This window comes from Sphingopyxis sp. Q841 (assembly GCF_052384365.1).
Classification (GTDB): Bacteria; Pseudomonadota; Alphaproteobacteria; order Sphingomonadales; family Sphingomonadaceae; genus Sphingopyxis; species Sphingopyxis terrae_A.
The window spans coordinates 17033-36402 of sequence record NZ_JBQSUM010000004.1; the positions used below are offsets into that span (position 1 = coordinate 17033).

The 19370-nt window shown below is 62.5% G+C and carries 12 protein-coding genes and 1 pseudogene; 7 read left to right on the plus strand and 6 right to left on the minus strand.

All coding sequences use genetic code 11. From position 1 onward, the window contains the following. Window positions 1–345 precede the first annotated feature (345 nt). The 3 genes from ACT17R_RS16180 to ACT17R_RS16190 all read right to left on the minus strand — a co-directional run bounded on the left by ACT17R_RS16180 (window position 346) and on the right by ACT17R_RS16190 (window position 5712). The gene (locus ACT17R_RS16180; RefSeq protein WP_444809836.1) at window positions 346–1332 is read right to left on the minus strand and encodes a M23 family metallopeptidase; all 987 of its coding nucleotides are present in this window, start codon (window positions 1330–1332) and stop codon (window positions 346–348) included. A gap of 462 nt (window positions 1333–1794) precedes the next feature. Next, on the minus strand, window positions 1795–3984 hold the full coding sequence (locus ACT17R_RS16185; protein ID WP_186401935.1) for a calcium-binding protein: 2190 nt from the start codon (window positions 3982–3984) through the stop codon (window positions 1795–1797). A 282-nt stretch (window positions 3985–4266) separates the two neighbouring features. After that, entirely contained in the window at window positions 4267–5712 is a 1446-nt protein-coding gene (locus tag ACT17R_RS16190) for a TolC family protein (protein ID WP_444809837.1), read from the minus strand. A gap of 503 nt (window positions 5713–6215) precedes the next feature. Here ACT17R_RS16190 and ACT17R_RS16195 point away from each other — a divergent pair. The 5 genes from ACT17R_RS16195 (at window position 6216) to ACT17R_RS16215 (ending at window position 13567) form a co-directional block, all read left to right on the plus strand. After that, window positions 6216–7418, plus strand: a complete 1203-nt coding sequence (locus ACT17R_RS16195) for a helix-turn-helix transcriptional regulator (RefSeq protein ID WP_444809838.1) — start codon at window positions 6216–6218, stop codon at window positions 7416–7418. Between the two features lie 2 nt (window positions 7419–7420). After that, entirely contained in the window at window positions 7421–9217 is a 1797-nt protein-coding gene (locus ACT17R_RS16200; RefSeq protein ID WP_444809849.1) for a type I secretion system permease/ATPase, read from the plus strand. Then, window positions 9214–10578, plus strand: coding sequence for an HlyD family type I secretion periplasmic adaptor subunit (locus ACT17R_RS16205; protein ID WP_062902499.1), 1365 nt, complete (start codon window positions 9214–9216; stop codon window positions 10576–10578). Before ACT17R_RS16200 ends, ACT17R_RS16205 begins: the two co-directional genes overlap by 4 nt. Before the next feature lie 64 nt (window positions 10579–10642). Then, window positions 10643–12892, plus strand: coding sequence for a BamA/OMP85 family outer membrane protein (locus tag ACT17R_RS16210; protein ID WP_444809850.1), 2250 nt, complete (start codon window positions 10643–10645; stop codon window positions 12890–12892). Between the two features lie 258 nt (window positions 12893–13150). After that, window positions 13151–13567 carry a helix-turn-helix domain-containing protein gene (locus ACT17R_RS16215; RefSeq protein WP_186401929.1) on the plus strand — a complete coding sequence of 139 codons (417 nt, stop codon included), beginning with the start codon at window positions 13151–13153 and terminating at the stop codon, window positions 13565–13567. A gap of 15 nt (window positions 13568–13582) precedes the next feature. Here ACT17R_RS16215 and ACT17R_RS16220 read toward each other — a convergent pair whose 3' ends face one another. After that, window positions 13583–14689, minus strand: a complete 1107-nt coding sequence (locus ACT17R_RS16220; RefSeq protein WP_444809839.1) for a 2OG-Fe(II) oxygenase — start codon at window positions 14687–14689, stop codon at window positions 13583–13585. 75 nt (window positions 14690–14764) lie between these two features. Here ACT17R_RS16220 and ACT17R_RS16225 point away from each other — a divergent pair. Next, window positions 14765–15574 (plus strand): annotated as a pseudogene (locus ACT17R_RS16225) (IS3 family transposase); the annotation flags it as partial. Window positions 15575–15851: 277 nt separating this feature from the next. On the opposite strand, the gene ACT17R_RS16230 reads toward ACT17R_RS16225, so the two are convergent. Continuing rightward, on the minus strand, window positions 15852–16394 hold the full coding sequence (locus ACT17R_RS16230) for a helix-turn-helix transcriptional regulator (protein ID WP_186401926.1): 543 nt from the start codon (window positions 16392–16394) through the stop codon (window positions 15852–15854). A gap of 91 nt (window positions 16395–16485) precedes the next feature. Here ACT17R_RS16230 and ACT17R_RS16235 point away from each other — a divergent pair, with 91 nt between their 5' ends. Next, window positions 16486–17253: a COG4705 family protein gene (locus tag ACT17R_RS16235; protein ID WP_062903216.1), complete on the plus strand. Its 768-nt coding sequence runs from the start codon at window positions 16486–16488 to the stop codon at window positions 17251–17253. An 8-nt stretch (window positions 17254–17261) separates the two neighbouring features. Here the strand turns inward: ACT17R_RS16235 and ACT17R_RS16240 are convergent, their stop codons facing one another. Further along, window positions 17262–19370, minus strand: a complete 2109-nt coding sequence (locus tag ACT17R_RS16240; protein WP_217373466.1) for a prolyl oligopeptidase family serine peptidase — start codon at window positions 19368–19370, stop codon at window positions 17262–17264.

A 19370-nucleotide genomic window follows, 5' to 3' on the forward strand; every position in this document is an offset into this window, starting at 1 on the left:
CCATGCAAGCTCTTGTGATCGTGCTGGGTTCTCTTTGGCGACCTGTGCCCGCGTCTTGTCACTCGCCGGGAAATACAAACCCCGGGGGGTGATTCTGCAATGGCAATTTCCGGTATGGACACATATACTTTTGTATTAAAACAATATCTTATGGATTAATTTTCCATTTATATTGCTAAAAATATCAAATATGTCCCTATGAGTTGTCTCATGTTGAATATTGTCTTGAAAGAGATTTAAATTCAATCTCTTTACGTAATAATATTTGATAACTTAATATTTGATTGAAAATATGATTATATCATTTGGTTTTGCAATTGGATATTTTGATCTCAATGAAAAATCTCATTTTATCATGGCGGTCGTTTCAATCCTGGCAACAATTGCATTTTCGCGCTTTAACACATATCGGCCGGTGTACCGGCCCGCGGGCCAGCCTGCCGCCGGTGCGCGTTTGCCGCTATAGGCGAACCAGCTGAGCCCGCCGCCTTCGACAACCGATTGCTGTTCATGCACGATCTGTCCGTCGGGCCCGGCAATCGAAAATGCCTGATAGTCACCGGCGCGCGCGCCGATCGCATCGACCCACAGGATCAGCGGCGCGTGTCGTCCGTTCGGCATAGGGGGCGGGTCGCGATCGGTGACTGCCTTGGGCGGTACTGCCGAGGCGAGGCCGCCCGTGATCACTGCGCTGGGCTCGTACCCCAGCGAATGCGCCGTCACCGCTGTCCACAGCCCCGTCGTGCGGACTTCGGAATTGCAGGGCGGAAGGGGGGCGGTGCCGACAAACGGATCGACGGCCCTACCGAGATGCCGGACGGTGAAATGCAGATGCGGAAACTCGCTATTTCCCGACAAACCGATCAACCCGATCCGCTCCCCGCCGCTGACGCGCTGGCCCGGGCGCACATCGATGCTGGCTTGGCGAAGATGGCTATATTGGGTCTGCCAGCCGCCGCCATGGTCGATCACGACCGCATTTCCGGCGTCCCTGCCATCGAGTGCCCCTCGGTTGTTGACGCTGACGTCCGGTTCGCCGTTGCGCGTGCGGAGCACCGTGCCGGGTGCCGCGGCCAGGACTGCAAATCCAGCCCGCATGTCGGCCATGGTGCGCAGGCGAATGTCGATCCCGTCATGCCCGTTCGTCGTCAACTGGCCGCAACGATAGTCGCGGCGGCCCGGCCCCGGGTCGTGATCAAACAGTTTCTGGATAAGGCAGGAACGGCCGACAATGCAGTCAACGGGAAGGTTGAGTGCAGGGGCGCCGTCCGGCGGCAGCGGCTGCAATGCCGCGAACGCCATCGACAAAGGCAGGATGAACATGTGCATCATGGTTGGGCTCAGGTTTCGGGCAGGCCGTTCGCGGCGCAAACGTGACAATGGGTGGAAAATCGATGCCGGCCGCCGCCAGGGGGCATGGCGGCGGACACGGCTAGCCAGCGGGAGCTGACCGAACTAAATTCCGCCGAATGCCGAGGGACGAAACTGCCGCCCGAATATCGACAGAAACCTATTCTTCTTATACCCAATCTCTGCAGACCTGCTCGATCGAAGCAGGCGTCGTCCGGATGATTCTAGCTTGTCATCCTTGCGTCAAAATTGGCGGAAGGCGCGGTTTCTTGCCATTCCCTGATGGGGACATTGCAAAAAATTGCCGCTCGGTGACGATCCGAATTCATTGTGGCATTGGCGATATGCGGATTTTTCCGAACATAAAAAGGAGGGCAGGCCGCGGCCTGCCCTCCAGTTTGCAGAGGTCCGTCGAGGAGTGGCTCCCCGTACGAAGCCTTGTCCTCAGACGAACGTGATCATGTCGTAGGACGCATTGCCCTGGCTGTACGCGTTGAGCGCATCAACCGTGTCATAACCACCCAGCGCAGCGATCGCCGCGATCGGGGCCGAGGCGCCTTCCCAGAAGTCCTCGATCAGCACCGAGCCGACCGCGGTAAAGATGTACACGTCGAGCGCGTCACCCTGGCCGTCCCAGTCGCCGGTGATGACGAACATGTCGGCAGCGGGATCGAAGCCGGCATCGACATCGAATACCAGCGTGTCACGGTTCGCGAGGTTGAAGTCGCGGCCCGATCCGAGGCTGAACGGTGCGCCGATGACGTCGTCGCCAAAGCCGGGCGACGAATCGGTCGCGTCGAACAGGAACAGATCCTTGCCCGCGCCACCCGACATATGATCATCGCCTTCGCCGCCAGTGATCTTGTCGTTGCCGCTTTCGCCTTCCAGGTTGTCATCGCCAAGACCACCGTCGATGGTGTCGTTGCCGGTGTCGCCCCGGATGGTGTCGTCACCGTCATCGCCGTTCATCTTGTCGTTGCCCATGCCGCCCGACATATAGTCGTTGCCGTCACCGCCCGACATGGTGTCGTTGCCGCCCGGGGTGTTGCCCAGGTTTTCGTACAGCGTGTCACCATACATGACGTCATCGCCGTCGCCACCGAACATGGTATCGGCGCCCATGTCGCCGGCGAGTTGGTCATTGCCGTCTCCGCCATCGACCAGGTCGTTGCCGGCTCCGCCATAGATCAGGTCGTCACCCTCGTTGCCGGCGAGGTTGTCGTTGCCGTTGTTGCCCTGAATGACGTCGTCGCCGTCGCCGCCTGAAACAACGTCGTTGCCGTCGTTGCCGGTGATGTTGTCGTTGCCATCGCCGCCGGCGATGCTGTCGTTGCCGTCATCACCCGCGAGCAGGTCGTCGCCGTCATTCCCTTCGATAACGTCATCGCCTTCGTCACCGTTGACGATGTCGTTGCCGTTGCCGCCCGAGATGAAATCGGCATCGGTATTCTCCGGATCAAGCGGGTCGAAGAAAGGATCCCCGTTGCCGCGGATCACGTCGTCGCCGTCATCGCCATAGAGGGTGTCGTTACCGCCCTGGCCAGCGATCACGTCGTTGCCGTCGTCGCCGTGGACAAGGTCGTTGCCGTCATTGCCGTTCAGCGTATCGTCGTCGTCGCCGCCGCCGATGTCGTCATCGTCGGCACCGCCCTGGACGAAGTCGAGCCCCGCGCCGCCGCGGATGACATCATTGCCCGCATCGCCGTTAAGTTCGTCATCGCCATTTTCGCCGGAAAGCGAGTCGTCGCCTTCGCCGCCGTCGAGCTGGTCATAACCGTTGCCGCCGAAGATGGTGTCGTCGCCATCATCGCCCCACAACAGGTCATCGCCGGCATCGCCGTCGATCAGATCGTTGCCGCCTTGGCCGAAGACCTGGTCGTCGCCCGCGCCGCCGGAAATTTCGTCGGCTTGGCCGATGCCGCGGTTATAGTTGCTCTGATTATAGGCATAATCTTCGTCGGCTTTGCGATTGACGCCCTTGTCACCGAAGATCACATCGTTGCCGTCGCCGCCCGAAAGCAGGTCGACGCCATTGGTGTTGGTGCCGCCATCGATATAGTCGTCGCCGTCGCCGCCGGTCACCACGTCGGTTTCGGTCCCGCCGTAGAGATTGTCGTTGCCAGTGCCGCCATCGACGATATCGTTGCCAGCGCCGCCGTCGGCGCGGTCATCGCCCGATTGGCCATAAAGCACGTCGTCTCCGGCATCGCCGCGGAGGAAGTCGTTCCCGCCGCCGCCCCACGCGGTGTCGGCACCAGCGCCGCCGAGCAGCGTGTCGTTGCCATCCGCAACACCGTTGTCGTCGCCGGTGTAAAGGACTTGGCCCGGCGCGGGGACCGAGACGCTCGCCTGGTCGCCGATCAGCGTGTCGTTGCCGTTTCCGCCGTCGATGCGATCATTGCCGCTGCGGCCGATGACATTGTCGTCACCCGCATCGCCGTAAAGATCGTTGTCGAAATTATTGCCGAAAACGGTGTCCGCCCCGCCGTTGCCGCGCGCGTTATAAGGCAGGTTCGCGGTGTGGACGAGGGTGTTCAGATCGATGAAGTCGACCGCATTGGTTCCCAATACCTGGCCACGAGCCGTGGGATTTTTGGGATTGGTCGGTGCGTTAGATGATCCAACTGTAGGCATTTCGCTATCCTCTTCATTGGTGGGTCGCAGGGATGCGGTTTCGCCGACTCGGCTTTGCCATCCCCCCAAATGACCCCGAAAACTCGAGGCCATGACAATGGGATATGGCGGGGCAGGGGGACCGGACATTCCTGCTTGGGGACATGGGGGATATATTTATGAGGTGGTTCATTTTGGGGCAGATCGGCGCCGAACGCATGCCGCGATTTTTCCCGAGCTGCGCGGCTTTCACCACTTTCTGCACTTGCCGAAGCAGCACAATCCGGCAAGAAAACGTGCTTGCTAGTTAAGTTTTTGACCGAGCGTCGAGCTTGCCGGGCGTCCCGAGCTTCCCGCAGGCGCAGCAGTGTCGGAGGGGTCGCGATCGGGCGTCTGACCCAGCGTTGACGTCTGCGGGCGAGGCGCTGTTGCGGGATCGGCAACGGCCTTGTTAACGTCGGCCACGCGAGGTCGGCCGAGCGCCGACATCGTCGGGCGCTCGCTCGTGTCGGAACTGCAGCAGCGGCCGTCGAGAATGGCCCTGGTGTCGAGCTGCCCTGTCGCTGCCAGCAAGCTCGCGCGCGCGACAAATTCGTTGCGATGGGCGCGCTCCAGGGTGACACGCGCGTTCAGCAATTCATTCTGCGCATTCAGAACGTCGGTGAGGGTCCGGTTGCCACCGACCGCTTCCTTCTTGATGCCCTCTGCCGCTTCTTGTGTGGCCGCGACCGCCGCCTCAGCTGCGACGATCGTGCTCTTTGCTGACTGCCAGCGCGCCCAAGCGTTCGCGACCTCCTCCGCTACCGTTCGTACCGCCATATCAACTTGCGAAAGGCGTTGATCGCGGACCGCGCGAGCGCGGCGAACCTCGGCATGATCGCGCGGCAGGAAAATTGGCACGCGCAGTTCAAGCCCGTAATAGAGCGACGAGCGATCGTCAGGATATTTGCCCGTGAATGTATTGGTCGCGCCGCCGGTCAGATAATCATAGCCGGTAACCGCATCCAGTTGCGGGAGCAATGCGCCAGTGGCAAATTGCACCCCCGACTTGCCCGCCTGGGCGTTGAGCCGCGCAGCTCGGAGCCGCGGCGCCGCATCCTGGGCAATTCTTTGAGCCGCGGCAAGCGATAAGGGAACCTCCGCGAGCGGCGGCAGAGGCGGCACCATCGTTCCAGACTGCCCGCTGATATTGCGAAACCGATGTCCGTTGACGCCCAGTTCTTCGGTCGCGGAAAGGACCCCGGCTTGCGAGGTCGCGAACCGCGCGCGCGCCAGTTCTTCATCGGTACGGGTGGCCTCACCAAATTCGAGCCGACGCGACGTCGCGCGTAGCTGCTCTCCGATTGCCTCAGTCTGTGCCTCGGTGAATCGCAGGATCTTGCGGTTGAGCTGGACGTCCGCGGCGCTGGTCAGCAGTTCGAGCAGTACGTCCGAAATAACAGCGTCCAGCCCCGCGCTGGTCGCTTCCAGTTCGGCCTTGGCGATTTTGACGCCGTTGTAAGTGCGGTCGCCGTCATAGAAGCGCAACCGCGCCTCGATCCCGGCCTGTCCGGCGGTGTAGCGCGCGTCGTTCGTACTGCTACCGTTTTTGATGTCGATCTCACGCCGCTGCACGACGCCGTTCGCTTCGATCGTCGGCAAATAGCTTGCCTCGGCCGCTTGTAGCCGTGCGGCCGCGACGCGAACCTGATGGCGCTGTGCCGCGATTTCGGGGTTGGAGATGACGACTTGACGCGCGAGCGCGGCCATCGTGCTCGATGGCGCGACCGCGGACGACGCCGACTGCGCGAGCAGTGGAGTCGGAGCTATGGCGAACGCCGCGGCGGCAGCGGGTGCGCCGAGCGTGCTCGCCCAAAACGTCCTTGATTTCCGCACGTCACCCCTCCTGAATCATTCCAGATTCGAGTGCCGACCCCCTCTATTCGTAGCTATCAAAGAGTAATGTGCGGCGGCGGAACGGGAAACTACTCTAACGGATATGTCCGAGGGGATAATAGACTCGATCGGCCGAATCGAAATAGACAAAGTGCGTCGCCAGCATCCGTCACGGCCGGCGACGCTATCGAGAGATTCGCGTCAATCGAAAGCCAACGCCGGGTGACAATTGCTTCGGGCAATCCCGGTGGGCGCATAGGTTCTGGCCCGTAACCAGAGCATTGCGCCAGACATCATGGTCGCGCGTGAAACGCCTGTTGCGAGCCTCGGCCTCGCTTCGGGGACGATGTTTTTTGGGGGCCCTAATGTCTGCGACCATGGAATTTCCAACCCAATATCACGAGGCGACGCGCGACAAAGCGATCCGCGGCGATGTCCACCTGTTTGAGGCGTTGGCAGGGGGCGAAGATCATGACGTCATGGCGGACCATTGCCTGTCGGACGATGCCGCCGCCAACACCCGGCGGCTCTGGCACGATTACTTGCTGCAATTTGATGTGAGGTCGGCGATTTTGACCGTCACACTGCCGGGAACGAGGCGTCAACGTCACTCCTTTTTGATCGGCTTCGACCAGATGCGCGGCGACCCCACCGCTACTCGGCATCTGCTGGTAATGATGCAGGATATCTGGGGGCGGATCGGCGCGCAGCCGGTGCATCATTTCCAGTTTTCCGGCGCCCTGTTCCGCGCGGCAGCTGGACCGATTGACGCTCACGTCGACAGTCCGCTCCACAACGGCATTGCGATCCAGATGAAGCGTGATGGCAAGGACATTCGCGCGCTGTTTTTTCGCCAGGATGGCGAGGCGCATTTCAGCGATCGTGATGCGGCATCACTGCAGCTGATCACGCCGCTACTTGCAGAGTCGGCCACCGGGGTGGCGCAGCTGGCACAGCAGTCGCAACGCTCTGCCATGCTGGAGGGTATGTTTGACCGGGTTTCGATGGCGATGGCGCTGTTGTCGGCCGACGCACAGCCCCTGTTTCTAAACAGTGCGGCCACCAGTTTGGTCGAACAGCGAAAATGGCTGATCCGCGCCGCTGACGGCGCGATTTTCGCCGCAGATCCGAGGCAAGCCAAGCAATTGCGCGAAAGCATACGCCGCGCCGCCACCGCATCGCCCGATGCGCCGGTCGAAGATGTCTTCCGGCTCGATTGCCGCGATGGTGAATGGCGACTCGCCTACGTCATCTCGGCCAAATCGCGCACCGGAGAGAACATGACGCGCTGTGCCATGGTGATCATAATGGGTCCGGGCAAGGTCGATGCACCGACATCGCTGCTCGAAGCGCTCGGCTTGCTGCCGTCCGAACAGCGGTTCTTGGGCCACTTCCTGAAATCGAGCAGCCTGTGCACTGCGGCGGAAGGGTGCGGGCTGTCGGAGGAGACGGCGCGGACGTATCTGAAGCGCGTGCGCGCAAAGTTGGGTGTTCATCGCCAGATGGAGTTGGCCGGATTGATCTCGGGTCTGGTGCTGCCGCTGAACGCTGCGGATGGCTCTGCGCGACTGGGACAATAGACATGTCTTGGAACCCTCTCGCCGCTGGGCGGGCGTCTGCCAATCCGGACAATCTGCTCAAAAAGCTTTTGATCCCGCAAAAGCCGATTGCGGTTCGGCTCATCCTGTTCTCCGCGATCGCCAACATGGCGGCGCTGGCCATGTCACTATTCATGATGCAGGTCTTTGACCGCGTCCTGACCAGTCAGAGCAAAGACACGCTGTTCTTCCTCGCACTGGCAATCACTCTCGTCGTTGCGTTGGGTTCGACGCTCGACGGCATTCGGCAACAGGTTGCGAACCGGGTTGGCACCTGGATGGCGCAGCAATTGGGCCCGACGCTGCTGCTGCGCTCGCTTGAACAAAGGCTGGTCGCGCCGAACGTCCGGCTCGAAGCGCTACGCGAAATGATGCAGGTCAAGAATTTCATCTCGACCCCGACGGTATTCAGCGTCGTCGACATGTTGTGGGTGCCGCTTTACCTGCTGGTCGTCTTTTTGCTGCACCCGGTCTTCGGCCTGCTGTCCGCGGTCGGCGCAGCAACGTTGTTCGGCCTCACCTGGTACAATGAAAGGATCACCCGCGCGGCGATCAGTAGGGCCCAGTCACTCGCCAGCAGCAACATGCAATATGCCGAATCGCTGGTCCGCAACAGCGAAGTCATTGACGCCATGGGGATGGGCCCGGATACCATCGCACATTGGCGCGAGCGCTACATCGCCGAAACCGACGCGGTCGACCGCACCCAGTTTCAGTCTAGCAAGATCCTGGCGTGGATGAAGTTTGTCCGCAACCTCGTTCAGATCGCCGTCCTCGGCATCGGCGCTTTGCTCGTGCTCGACCAGCAGCTCACCGGGGGCGCGATGATTGCCGGATCGATCCTGATTGCGCGTCTGCTCGCACCAATCGAGGCGGCGATGAGCTATTGGAAACAGTTCGTGCTGGCGCGTGAAAGTCTAAAACGCCTGTCACGTTTTTGTGACCTGCCCACGCCGCGCCCGTCGCAGATGGCGTTGCCCAAGCCGTCGGGCGCGATGGCCGTTGAAAAGCTGACCTACTCGGCGCCCGGCATGAAGGGTGCGATCCTTAAAAACGTCAGCTTTGCGATCGCGCCAGGAACGTCGCTGGCGATCGTTGGTCCGTCAGCGTCGGGCAAGACTACCTTGTCGCGGTTGCTCGTCGGAGTACTCAAGCCTTTGTCAGGGCATGTGCGGCTCGACGGCGCCGATACCTTCGACTGGATGCGCAGCGATTTTGGCCCGAACATCGGCTATCTGCCGCAGGACGTCGAACTGCTGCCCGGATCGATCCGCGAGAATATCGGGCGCTTTCGTCCCGATGCACGTGATGCTGACGTGATCGCGGCGGCAAAGCTGGCAGATTGCCACGATATGATCTTGCACCTCAATGGCGGCTATGACTGCGTCCTCACCGATGGCGGGCATCAGCTGTCAGGTGGTCAGCGTCAGCGCATCGGGCTGGCACGTGCGCTGTTCGGGCTGCCGCCGCTAGTCGTGCTCGACGAACCAAACGCCAGCCTTGATGCGCGCGGTGACGCGGCGCTGCTGGCAACGATCAAGAAGCTGAAGGCGCTCAACATGACGACGATCATCGTCTCGCATCGCGCCAATCTGCTCGAACTGGCGGACAAGATATTACTGATGATGGACGGTCAGGTTGCGAAATTCGGCGATGCCCGGACGGTGGTCGAAGAGATGGCCGGTAAGCGGCGGTCCATCGCGCCCGGCGAGGCCGCGCCCCCAGCAGATCCCAGCAACGCCAAACCAGCGATGTTCAAACACGGGGGAATGGAGGCATGAACATCCCTTTTCGCTTCCGCGAGGACGGGGATCGGGTGCGCCTGGCGCTGCCGCCCCCCGCGCATGATGTCGCTGGTCCGCGGGTGAGAGGATCGATGCGTCTCGCGCTGGTGTCGATCGGTCTGTTCGTGGTCGTTTTCGCGGCTTGGAGCTGGGCTGCGCCATTGAACAGCGCGGCGATCGCCAGTGGATTTCTGGAGGCCGAAGGCGGAGGGCGCCGGACGGTCCAGCATCTGGAAGGCGGCATCGTGCGCAAATTCCTGGTGAAGGAAGGGCAGGAGGTGCGCGCCGGCCAACCGCTCGTGCTGTTCGACGCGACGCAGAGCGAAGCATCGGACGTGGCCATGCGGACCAGCTTGTACGGCCTGCTCGCACAAGACGCGCGGCTCACCGCCGAGCGGTTGGGCCTGTCGGTGGTCCGCTACCCGGCCGAATTGCTGGAGGCGGCGGACGATCCCCAGGTGAGGGAGATCATTGCCGCCTCCAATGCGGAATTCGCCTCGCGGCGGCGTGGTCTTGCCGAGCAGACGCAGATCCTCTCACAGCGGGTTGGTCAGTCGAACGCCGATATCCGCAGCTCAGAAGCGCAAATCGCGGCGCTGACCGATCAGGCAAAACTGCTCGACGATGAACAGATCAGCGTCGACATGCTTGTCGATGAGGGGTTGGAGCGAAAATCGCGGCTGCTCGCGCTGCAACGCCAGAGGGCATTGGTTGACGGTGAGCGGGGCAAGCTCGCTAACAACCTCGATCGGCTACGCGACACAATTGGCGAGACGCGTGCCCAGATGGTGTCGCTGCGCGGGCAGGCCGTGCTCGAAGCAGCCGGACAGCAGCGCCAGGTGCAATTGCAGATAGCCGAGGTACGCGAGAAGCTGACGGTCAGTAGCGATATTCGCGCGCGTCAGCAGGTGGTCGCGCCGATCGCCGGTCGCGTTGCCAATCTGCGGCTGATTACGCCCGGGGGCGTGATCGGAGCCGGCCAGCCGATCCTCGACATTGTGCCCACGTCTGAAAAGATCGTAGTGTCGGCACGGTTACGTCCGATCGACATCGACGTGGTACACAAGGGGTTGAAGGCAGAGATCAAGCTGACGCCGTACAAGGCACGGGTGATCCCCAACCTCCTCGGGACTGTCAAGGATGTAAGTCCCGATGCGATCTACGACAAGGACGCGCAGCAAATCTACTACAAGGTGATTGTCGAGGTATCGGCAGCGCAGCTCAGGAAATACCCCGATGTCCAGTTGATGTCGGGAATGCCCGCCGAGGTCTATATCGACCTCGGGTCCAGTTCGCTGGTGCAATATCTGTTCCAGCCGATGATCGACAGTTTCAATCGGTCCTTCCGCGAGGGATGACCCCGACGCGGCTTGGTCCACTGCGAACGCCGGGGGCGGCCAGCATAATGGGGGGAAGAGCTTGGTGGAATCTGGAATATCGTTCCGCAGCCTTCGTCAGACGGTGCAAGGCGCCGCGCTGGGCGTCGCGGCGATATTCTGCGTCTGCGAATCCGCGCCGCTCTATGCGCGTGAGCGCGCGATCGTTCAGGCGCCACCTTATGCTCCCTTTCGCTACTCGACGGCGATGGCGCGTGTTCTGGCGGTCCAGGAAGGTTGGCCGCCCGAGCCCGCGGATGCCGATTCTTCCAACGAGGCGCGGGCGGACGCTTCGGGCACGCTTTTCTTGTCAGCGCCGATTGCGCCAGGTTTGGCCGAAGCCGGACCGCCGACCGAAGCGTCGGATGCGCATCGGAAAAGTGCACAGGCCACGCCCTTGGCTATCGACTGGGACGCGCCGATCGCACCAAGGACTGCCGCTGCCTCGCCTTCGTCGTTGGCCAGCGCGCGAGAGGCTGACGATGTCGGCTTCGACACCGCCTCGAAGGGGGCGATCGGCGAAACATCTGCCAATCTCAATGTCGATGTCGATGTTGACGTCGGCGGCGCGGATTGGCTGGGTAATGCCGGGCTTCGCCGACGAGCGGTGATCGCGCGCGCAGAGACGTCTGTCACGGATCGGGCCATTTGTGGCGACTGCCTCGATCCTCGGGACGGCAAGTTCGCGGATAAGCAGGGGCGCGCGGTGTGGCAGACGGCCGCTATCGCGCGCGGCCCGACAGGGGCGGAGCGCGGCCGGGCTCCACGCGGCGCGGTGAACGCAATTCCGAACAGCTTGAGGCCGGGCATTGCTATTCGCTTCGGTCCGTCCGCTCCCGTCACCACTTTCGATCCGCCAGCGCTGCCTTCAGACATGATAAATCTGGCGTGCGTGGTGGCTGCCCAGAACCGGGCGGGGCCGCCGTGCTTTTCCGTCGGCAGCGCCAATCGCGTTGGCCGTGATGCGACGGCAAGCATGGGCCGATTCCCCGCCTTCGAGGCCGATGTCTCTGCCGCCCCCTGGCTCGGCGACGGGGGGCGGCGCCGGGCCGCGCTCCTCGCGCGGCCCGAAGCTTCGAAGCTGGGTATGGCGTCGCAGCCGACCGGCAACGTCGAGGACGATGGCGCTGTCCTGCCGTCCGAGGCCGTCACCGGCATTGATGGCGCTGACGGCCAAGCCAGCGAGACCGATCTTTTGGCGATCAAGACGCTGCCGCGGGGAGGGATCGCTTTTTCGGGTGGCTATTCGTCGCTCGAAGGGCCGATCGGTACCGTCAAGATCGCGCGCACCAACATCGGCGCGCCGGGCCGCGACATCAACGCATCGGTGCGCTACTCGAAAATTCAGCGCCTGTTCGAATTTGGTCTCGCTGATGCTAATTTCATGGGCAGAAAATTGTTGCTGGCGCCGACATTTTTCTATTCCCGATCCACCGCGGTAGGCTTCGACGCTCAAAGCAAATCGTCTGTGTTTCGGCAGAGCGCACGCGGCGTTAATTTCTATGCCGCGAAACCCTTCGGCCGGGGCCTGCGGGTCGCCGCAAATTACCGCTATTCGGACGAGGATTTCCTGATTCGCCAGCAGAATGCGCAATGTGACGTCGGCCTGCATGGCAGCCCGTTCTGCAATGCGCTGGGCCGGTCGACCAGTTCGGTATTGAGCGTTGGACTCACGCTCGACCGGCGCGACCGCGCGGTCGGTCCGACGCGCGGATTTCAGCTTCGCCTCACGCCGGAAATCGCCGGACCGGGGGGCACGTCGCGCTTTGTCCGGTTTCGCGCAGCCGGTAACTTCCACCGCCGTATCGGCGACATGCTTGATGTGTCCTTGGGACTGGAGGGGGGGATAATGGAACCGATCGGGGGGCGGACAATCCCGCTGTTCGACCGTTTCTATATTGGCGGCAACAGCATGCGCGGTTTCGACCTGCGCGGGATCGGACCCAAGGTCGTTCCGCTGAAGGCGCCCGTTGCCCCGCCGACGGCGATCGGCGGCCGTGCCTATTATGCCGGGCGGTTGGAAGTGGCATTTCGGGTGGAAGGCGCGATGCAAAAATTCGGTGTCATCCCCAGCGTTTTCGTTGATGCCGGGTCCGTGTTCGGCGCGTCGAAGAACGAGCTGATTACCGGCGAGCGACTGATCGGAAACTCAGCGAAGCCACGCGTGGCGGTCGGCTTGGGGCTGGCATTCAACGCTGGGCCAGGGCAATTGCGGTTCAGTCTCGCCCAGCCCGTCGTGCGCCAGGAAGGCGATCGTTCAAGGAAATTCTCCATCTCCTTGGGAACGGCCTTCTAGCAGTCGAGCGCAAGGCGCGCAGCCTCCATATCTGTACAATCGCGGGACCGGCGGATTTTCGGATGTCCCCATCTGGGAATGATGGAAAACCGGCGCTTCTGGCAAGTGAGGTCGATTATGATGGCGGACTTTGGGGGCGATAATGAATTGCAACGTCATCGGCACGAAAGACCGTCTGTCGATCCGCATCGAACCGGCTCTTGGCCGATGCGCGCGGCTCCGCGTTCTCGGCCGCACCGGATGGAAGCTGCGCCGTTCATGAGTGCCTCGGCCGGCCCCGTCTATTATGGCACGACCGAACCTCTTCCGACGCGGCTTCGTCGTTTTCGCGAGCTGTGCGGCATCAGCCGCTCGGAGCTCGCGCTGCGGACGGGTCTCAGTCGGCCGACGATATGGGCGTGGGAATCGGGCAAGACCCGGCCGCGGCTTAGAAACCTGCGCGTTTTGGCGAACGTCCTCGGTATCTCGCAGCTCGAACTTGTCGGCGGGCTCGAGGCAGCGGTTCCTGACAACGAAGTCGAGGCGATGTTGGCGACGGGGTGGGAACATGGCGACATGCCCGCAGGGATCGCCAATCCGCAGCGGCTCAGCATCATGATCTATGCCGCCAAGCTCAGCATTGCGGCGCTTGCCGGGATCAAGGCGCAAAATGTGAAAATTTCGATCGAGCTCTGAAATGCCCCGCCACGGCTATTGCCGGTAAGAGCCTACCCCTTCGCCGAGGTACTGATTGTTCGCCTCACGCTGCGCGGCCGCCTCGTCATCGTATAGAAAGGGTAGAAACGCGTAGCGCCGCCCTTGCGTGACCGGCGTCGCCTCGTGCAGCAGGCCGCAACCAAACACGATCGCGCCGCCGGGGGCGGGGCGGTATGTGCGCGCACCGAACTCGGGAAAACGCAGTTCGCCGCCCTCGAAATCATCATTGAGGTTGATCGTCACCGCAAAGCGGCGGTGCGCGGTGCCCATTGTCGTATTGTCGCGATGGGCCCGAAAGTGACCGGCGACCGATGCGTCGTAGCACGCGACAATGTAGCGCTCCATGCGGGTCGCGTCGAAGTTGAAGGCGCGCTGGATCACCGGACGAAGGCAATGGTTCACCCGGGCACTGAGCGCGCGGCAAAAGGCCGGATCCTTGATCGTGACGTCCGACCGGCGTTTGTGGCCATGATCGATGACCGATATCGTCTTGCCGTCAACCTCTCGCATGAAGCCGGAATCCTGCCCGCCTTCGGCGTCATAAAGCTCAATCAGCCGCCGACAGGTCGCGCGGTCGAAGACACGCGGCACGGACAGTACCGGCGCCCAGTCTTCGGGCTTGCCCTCTTGGGTCAGGCGATCGGTCAGCGCCAGCGCCTTGTCGGCGTCGGCCAGATGATAGCGACCGGCAACGCGTAACTGGCGATCCAGCACGATGATATAGGGTTCGTAATGGTTGTTGTCTGCCGAAGAGGCGCCATATGCGTTGCTGACCGCACGATCACTGTCGAGGATGTAGCGGATCCCGGGAATCCGCGTAGTGATCCGCCCGGCCGCATGGTCCGCGACATCCAGAATGACTCCGAAAAACGAACAGCGACTGTCGTCGAAACGATCGGGATCAGCCATCAGCCTGGCATGGGCGGCGCGGACCCGATCGACGGTCGCTGAGCCCATGAAAAACAGCAAGACTGCGCGTCCGGCAACCGTATGGAACGTATATTGCGGGTTTACGTCCAGTACATGCGTCTTGAACCATGGCGCTGCCGATCCGACGATCGGTTTCGGTATGGAATCTTCCCGCGTCGCAGATCGTGCCATGATACCGCCCCCCGCCCCCGCGTGATGCTCGAACCTTGTAGCATTTGGGAGAAATGGGCACAAGCGCGCCGGGCGCGGCGCCAACTCGTCGATGATATTCGCAGCACATGGCAGGTCAGCATCCGGCGGGCCTGCAGCGTGCTCCGGTCAGAACGATCCAGCTACCACTATCGTGGCAAGGGTGCCGATCAGGCCGACCTCAAGCAGCGGATCAAGGAGCTCGCGGAGACGCGGGTTCGGTACGGCTATCGCCGTATTCATATGCTGCTTCAACGCGAAGGCTGGGCGATCAACGGCAAGCAGGTTTATCGGCTTTACAAGGAGATGGGCCTTGGGCTGCGCAATAAGCCGCCCAAACGGCGTGTGAAGGCGAAGCTGAGGGAAGGCCGCTGTGCGGCCTCCCGCGTTAATGATGTATGGGCCAAGGGCTTCGTCCAGGACCAGGTGGCGACAGGACCGAAGCTGCGGATCCTCACAGTGGTCGACACCTTCCGCCGGTTCTCGCCGGCAGTAGTTCCGCGGTTCCGGTTCCGGGCACCGGACGTGGTCGAAATGCTGGAACGGGTCTGCGGGCAGGTGGGTTATCCCGCCTCGATATGGGCTGAAAGTGGCATCGAATTTATCTCCTGCGAGCTCGATCTGTGGGCCTACATGAAAGGCGTGACGCTCGGCTTCTTGCGGCTTGGCAAGCCCACCGACAACGCGTTCAACGGGAAGTTCCGGGCGGAATGCCTGAACGCCCACTGGTTCATGAGCCTGGATGATGCGGTCCAAAAATGCGAGGCTTGGCGTAGAGACTACACCGAGATACGACCGCACAGCGCGATCGGCAACAAACCACCGATATCGCTTATGTTGGCGTCAGCGGCACATGGCCCGCCCTGATGCCCGCACGCTGGAAAGCCGCCAGCAGGGTGGTCCAGAAACGGGGTGTAGCTCTTGATGACCTGGCCCAAACTGTGCGATCGAAACGCGCTCAAAATGCCCTCTCCATTGATATCAAATTGGACCATTTTGTTAGTCGAACTACAGTTATGGCCCCAAACATGTGGGGAAATATGTGGGGGTAGGACGCGGACATCGAAGAATAAAGAATTAAATATCAATGGCTAAGCGTGCGGTTCGATACAAGCCCTGCCACCACCGCTTTTGACGACGATCCTCACTTGCCGCGTCGCGGCCCCGCGGCGGGATCAGTGTCGAGCAGGTCTTCCAGAAACAGCGACATCAGCATGGCCTGGCTGCCGACGCCTGCCTTGGCATAGACTTGGCTGAGCTGCGCGCGCACGGTGCCTGACGCAGCGCCGCGGAGTCGAGCGATTTCGGCGACGTCGCAGCCCTTGAGCGCGAACAACGCGACGTCGCTCTCTCCGCGCGTCAGTGACCAGGCATCGAAGCGATGGGCAATATGGTCGGCGAGTGCGCCGCGAGCGCGGGCGAGCGCATCGTCGGCGCGTGCGAGATCGGCTGCGATCCGGCGCAGGTGGCGCGCGCCGAGTACGACGCCGGCGAGCAGTGCGAGGGCGACGAGGCATTCCATCATCACCTCGACGCTGAAGCCGCGTCCGGCCTGTTCGATCAGATCGTCGATCCCGTCGACGACGAAATAGCTCGCGGCGACGGCTTGAAGCGCCACCACGGCGATCGGGCCGATCAGACGGGACGAAAAGCGGCTTTTACCGGGCGCAGACTGGATAGATGGCATGGCACTTCCGCTTATCGGGACGGGAATAAGCGCCTGCTTATAGGGCGAAACGCTCCGCCGCGCTAATCGTGCGCCACACAAGGAGATGCAAATGACCGATAGGGAAAAGCAGGTGCTGACCAAGGTGCCGGCGGTGACGCTGGGTTTCTGGATCATCAAGATATTGGCGACCACCTTTGGCGAGACCGCGGGCGACACGGTGAGCATGTCGATGAATCTGGGCTATCTGGTCGGCACCGCGATTTTTGCGGCGGTGCTGGCGATCCTGATCGTCTGGCAGATTCGCGCCCGCGCCTTTCATCCCTTCCTCTATTGGGCGACGATCATCGCCTCGACGACGGCGGGAACGACGATGGCCGACTTTGCGACGCGCTCGCTCGGCATCGGTTACCCCGGCGGTTCGCTGCTGTTGCTCGGTGCGGTACTGGCCTCGCTCGCGGTCTGGCACCGCGCGCTGGGCAGCATCTCGATCCAGTCGGTGCACGAACCGCGGGCCGAGCTCTATTACTGGCTGACGATCACCTTTTCGCAGACGCTGGGCACCGCGCTCGGCGACTGGATTGCCGACGGCCCGCTCGGCTACCTCGGGTCGGCGATCATCTTCGGTGCGCTGCTCGCGCTGCTCGCCATCGCTTATTATCGCACCGCGATTAGCCATGTCGCACTGTTCTGGGCGGCCTTCATCCTGACCCGTCCGCTCGGCGCCGTGGTCGGCGATTTTCTGGACAAGCCGGTCGATCATGGCGGGCTGGCGCTGAGCCGCGCCGGTGCATCGGCGGTGCTTGCCATCGCGATCGTCACGCTGATCCTCGCGCTGCCGCAGCGCGCCGCCGCGGCGCATGACGATCGCGGCGGCTGAGCGACCGGCTATTTCCGCTCGACCAGTTCGCGCAGCAAGAAGGCGTGGAGCATGGCCGCGCGCACGGCGTCCTCGGCATGGTCGGCGCCGACCGAGTGGCCGCCTTCCAGATATTCGTGATAATAGACGCGGTTGCCATAATCCTGCAGCTTTGCGGCCAATTTGCGGGCGTGGCCGGGATGGACGCGGTCATCCTTCGTCGAAAGGTACAGGAAGATCGGCGGATATTTCACGCCCTTGCGGACATTCTGATAGGGCGAATATTTCGACAGGAAGGCCCAGTCGGCGGGATCGTCGGGATTGCCATATTCAGCGACCCACGAGGCGCCCGCGAGCAGCTTGTTATAGCGCTTCATATCCTCGAGCGGCGAGCCCGCAATGACCGCGCCATAGAGATCCGGGCGCTGCGTCATCGCGGCGCCGACCAGCACGCCGCCATTCGAGCGACCCGAAATGGCAATCCTGCCCTTGCTGCTGATGCCGGTCTTGACCAGATCCTCCGCGACGGCGTGGAGGTCGTCGAAACTGTTCTGGCGTTTTTCGCGCAGCGCCGCCTGGTGCCAGGCGGGGCCATATTCGCCGCCGCCGCGAATATTGGCGAGGACATAAGCGTTGCCGTCCTCGACCCAGAACAGGCCGAGCGGACCGGCGCGATAGGGCTGACCGGTCAGATAGCCCGGCGTCTGCGCGGCGCGGAAGCCGCCATAGGCGTGGATCAGCGCGGGCACGGGGCCTTTAGCGCCGGCTTTGCGGACGAGGAAATAGGGGATCTTGGTGCCGTCCTTCGACGTCGCGAAGCGCTTTTCCACCGTCATGCCCTTGGCGTCGAAGGCTGCGGGCAGGCTTTGCACGACACGCGGCGCGGCGTTGTCGGTGACGGCATAAAGCGTCGGCGGGTCGAGCATCGTTTCGGCAGTCGCGAAGATCGTGTCGCGCTTGGCGATCGCGCCGGCCAGATGCACCGTAGCGTTGGCCGCCAGCGGCACCTCGCGCTGGGTCCAGGTGCCGCTCGCGGGATCGCGGCGCAGCGCGAACAGCTTGCCTTCGACATCGTCGAGCGCCTTGACCCAGAGAATATTGTCGGTCGCGCTGACCTCCTCAATCGCCTGCGCCTTGGTCGGCGCCATCACCGCCGCCATTTTCGCGGGGCGTCCGGCCGCCGCGTCGGCGAGCGACAGCGCGACGAGCGAGCCTTCGCCGAAGCCGTCGGCGGGCTTGTTGAGGAAGATGATTGCCTGACCGCCGATGACATCGCGTAGGTCGGCGGTGTCGGGAATCGGCGCCGGGACGAAGCCCGCGCCGTGGGCGGCTCGGATGCTGTAGTCGCTGGTATAGAAGCTCTTGTTGCGGGCGATGAGGATCCAGCGCGTCTTGCCGTCGTCGATCGCGATCGGGTTGATCCCGACGTCGCTCGCTTCGCCTTCGGCGACGACCGCTGCGCTGGCAAGCAGCGTGCCACGCCTCCAGCGTTTGACGATGCGCGGATAGCCCGACGCGGTCATGCTGCCTTCGCCATAGTCGGTGGCCACGAGCAGCGTGTTTGCGTCCTCCCAAACGACCGCGCTCTTCGCCTGCGGCAGCGCAAAGCCGTCAGTCACGAAGCGGCCGGTGGTGCGGTCCCATTCGCGCACGATGTCCGAATCGGTGCCGCCGGGACTGAGCGAGACGAGGCAGCGCGTGTAGGTGGGGGCAAGACAGTCGGCGCCGTGCCAGACCCAGCTTTGCCCCTCCGCCTTGCCGAGCGCGTCGACGTCGATCAGCGTTGTCCATTCGGGCGTTCCGGCGAGATAGGCACTCAGCGGACTTTGCCGCCAGATGCCGCGCGGATGGTCCGCATCGCGCCAGAAGTTGGTGATGGTATCGCCCATCACCTGACCGGGGTCGGCAATCTGGCGGTCGTCGTCGAGGATCGCTTTCGCGCGCGCCCGATCCTGTTCGAAACCGGGGCGATTTAGGATCAGCTTGTCGGCCGCGGCATTTTCCGCCTTCACCCACGCCAGCGCCTTTGCCCCGTCGATATCCTCCAGCCACAACCAAGGGTCGGTCTCGGTCGCGGCGAAGGCCGCCGCGGACAGCGAACAGGCAAGGGCGAGCGCGGCAAGGCGGGCGCGGATCAT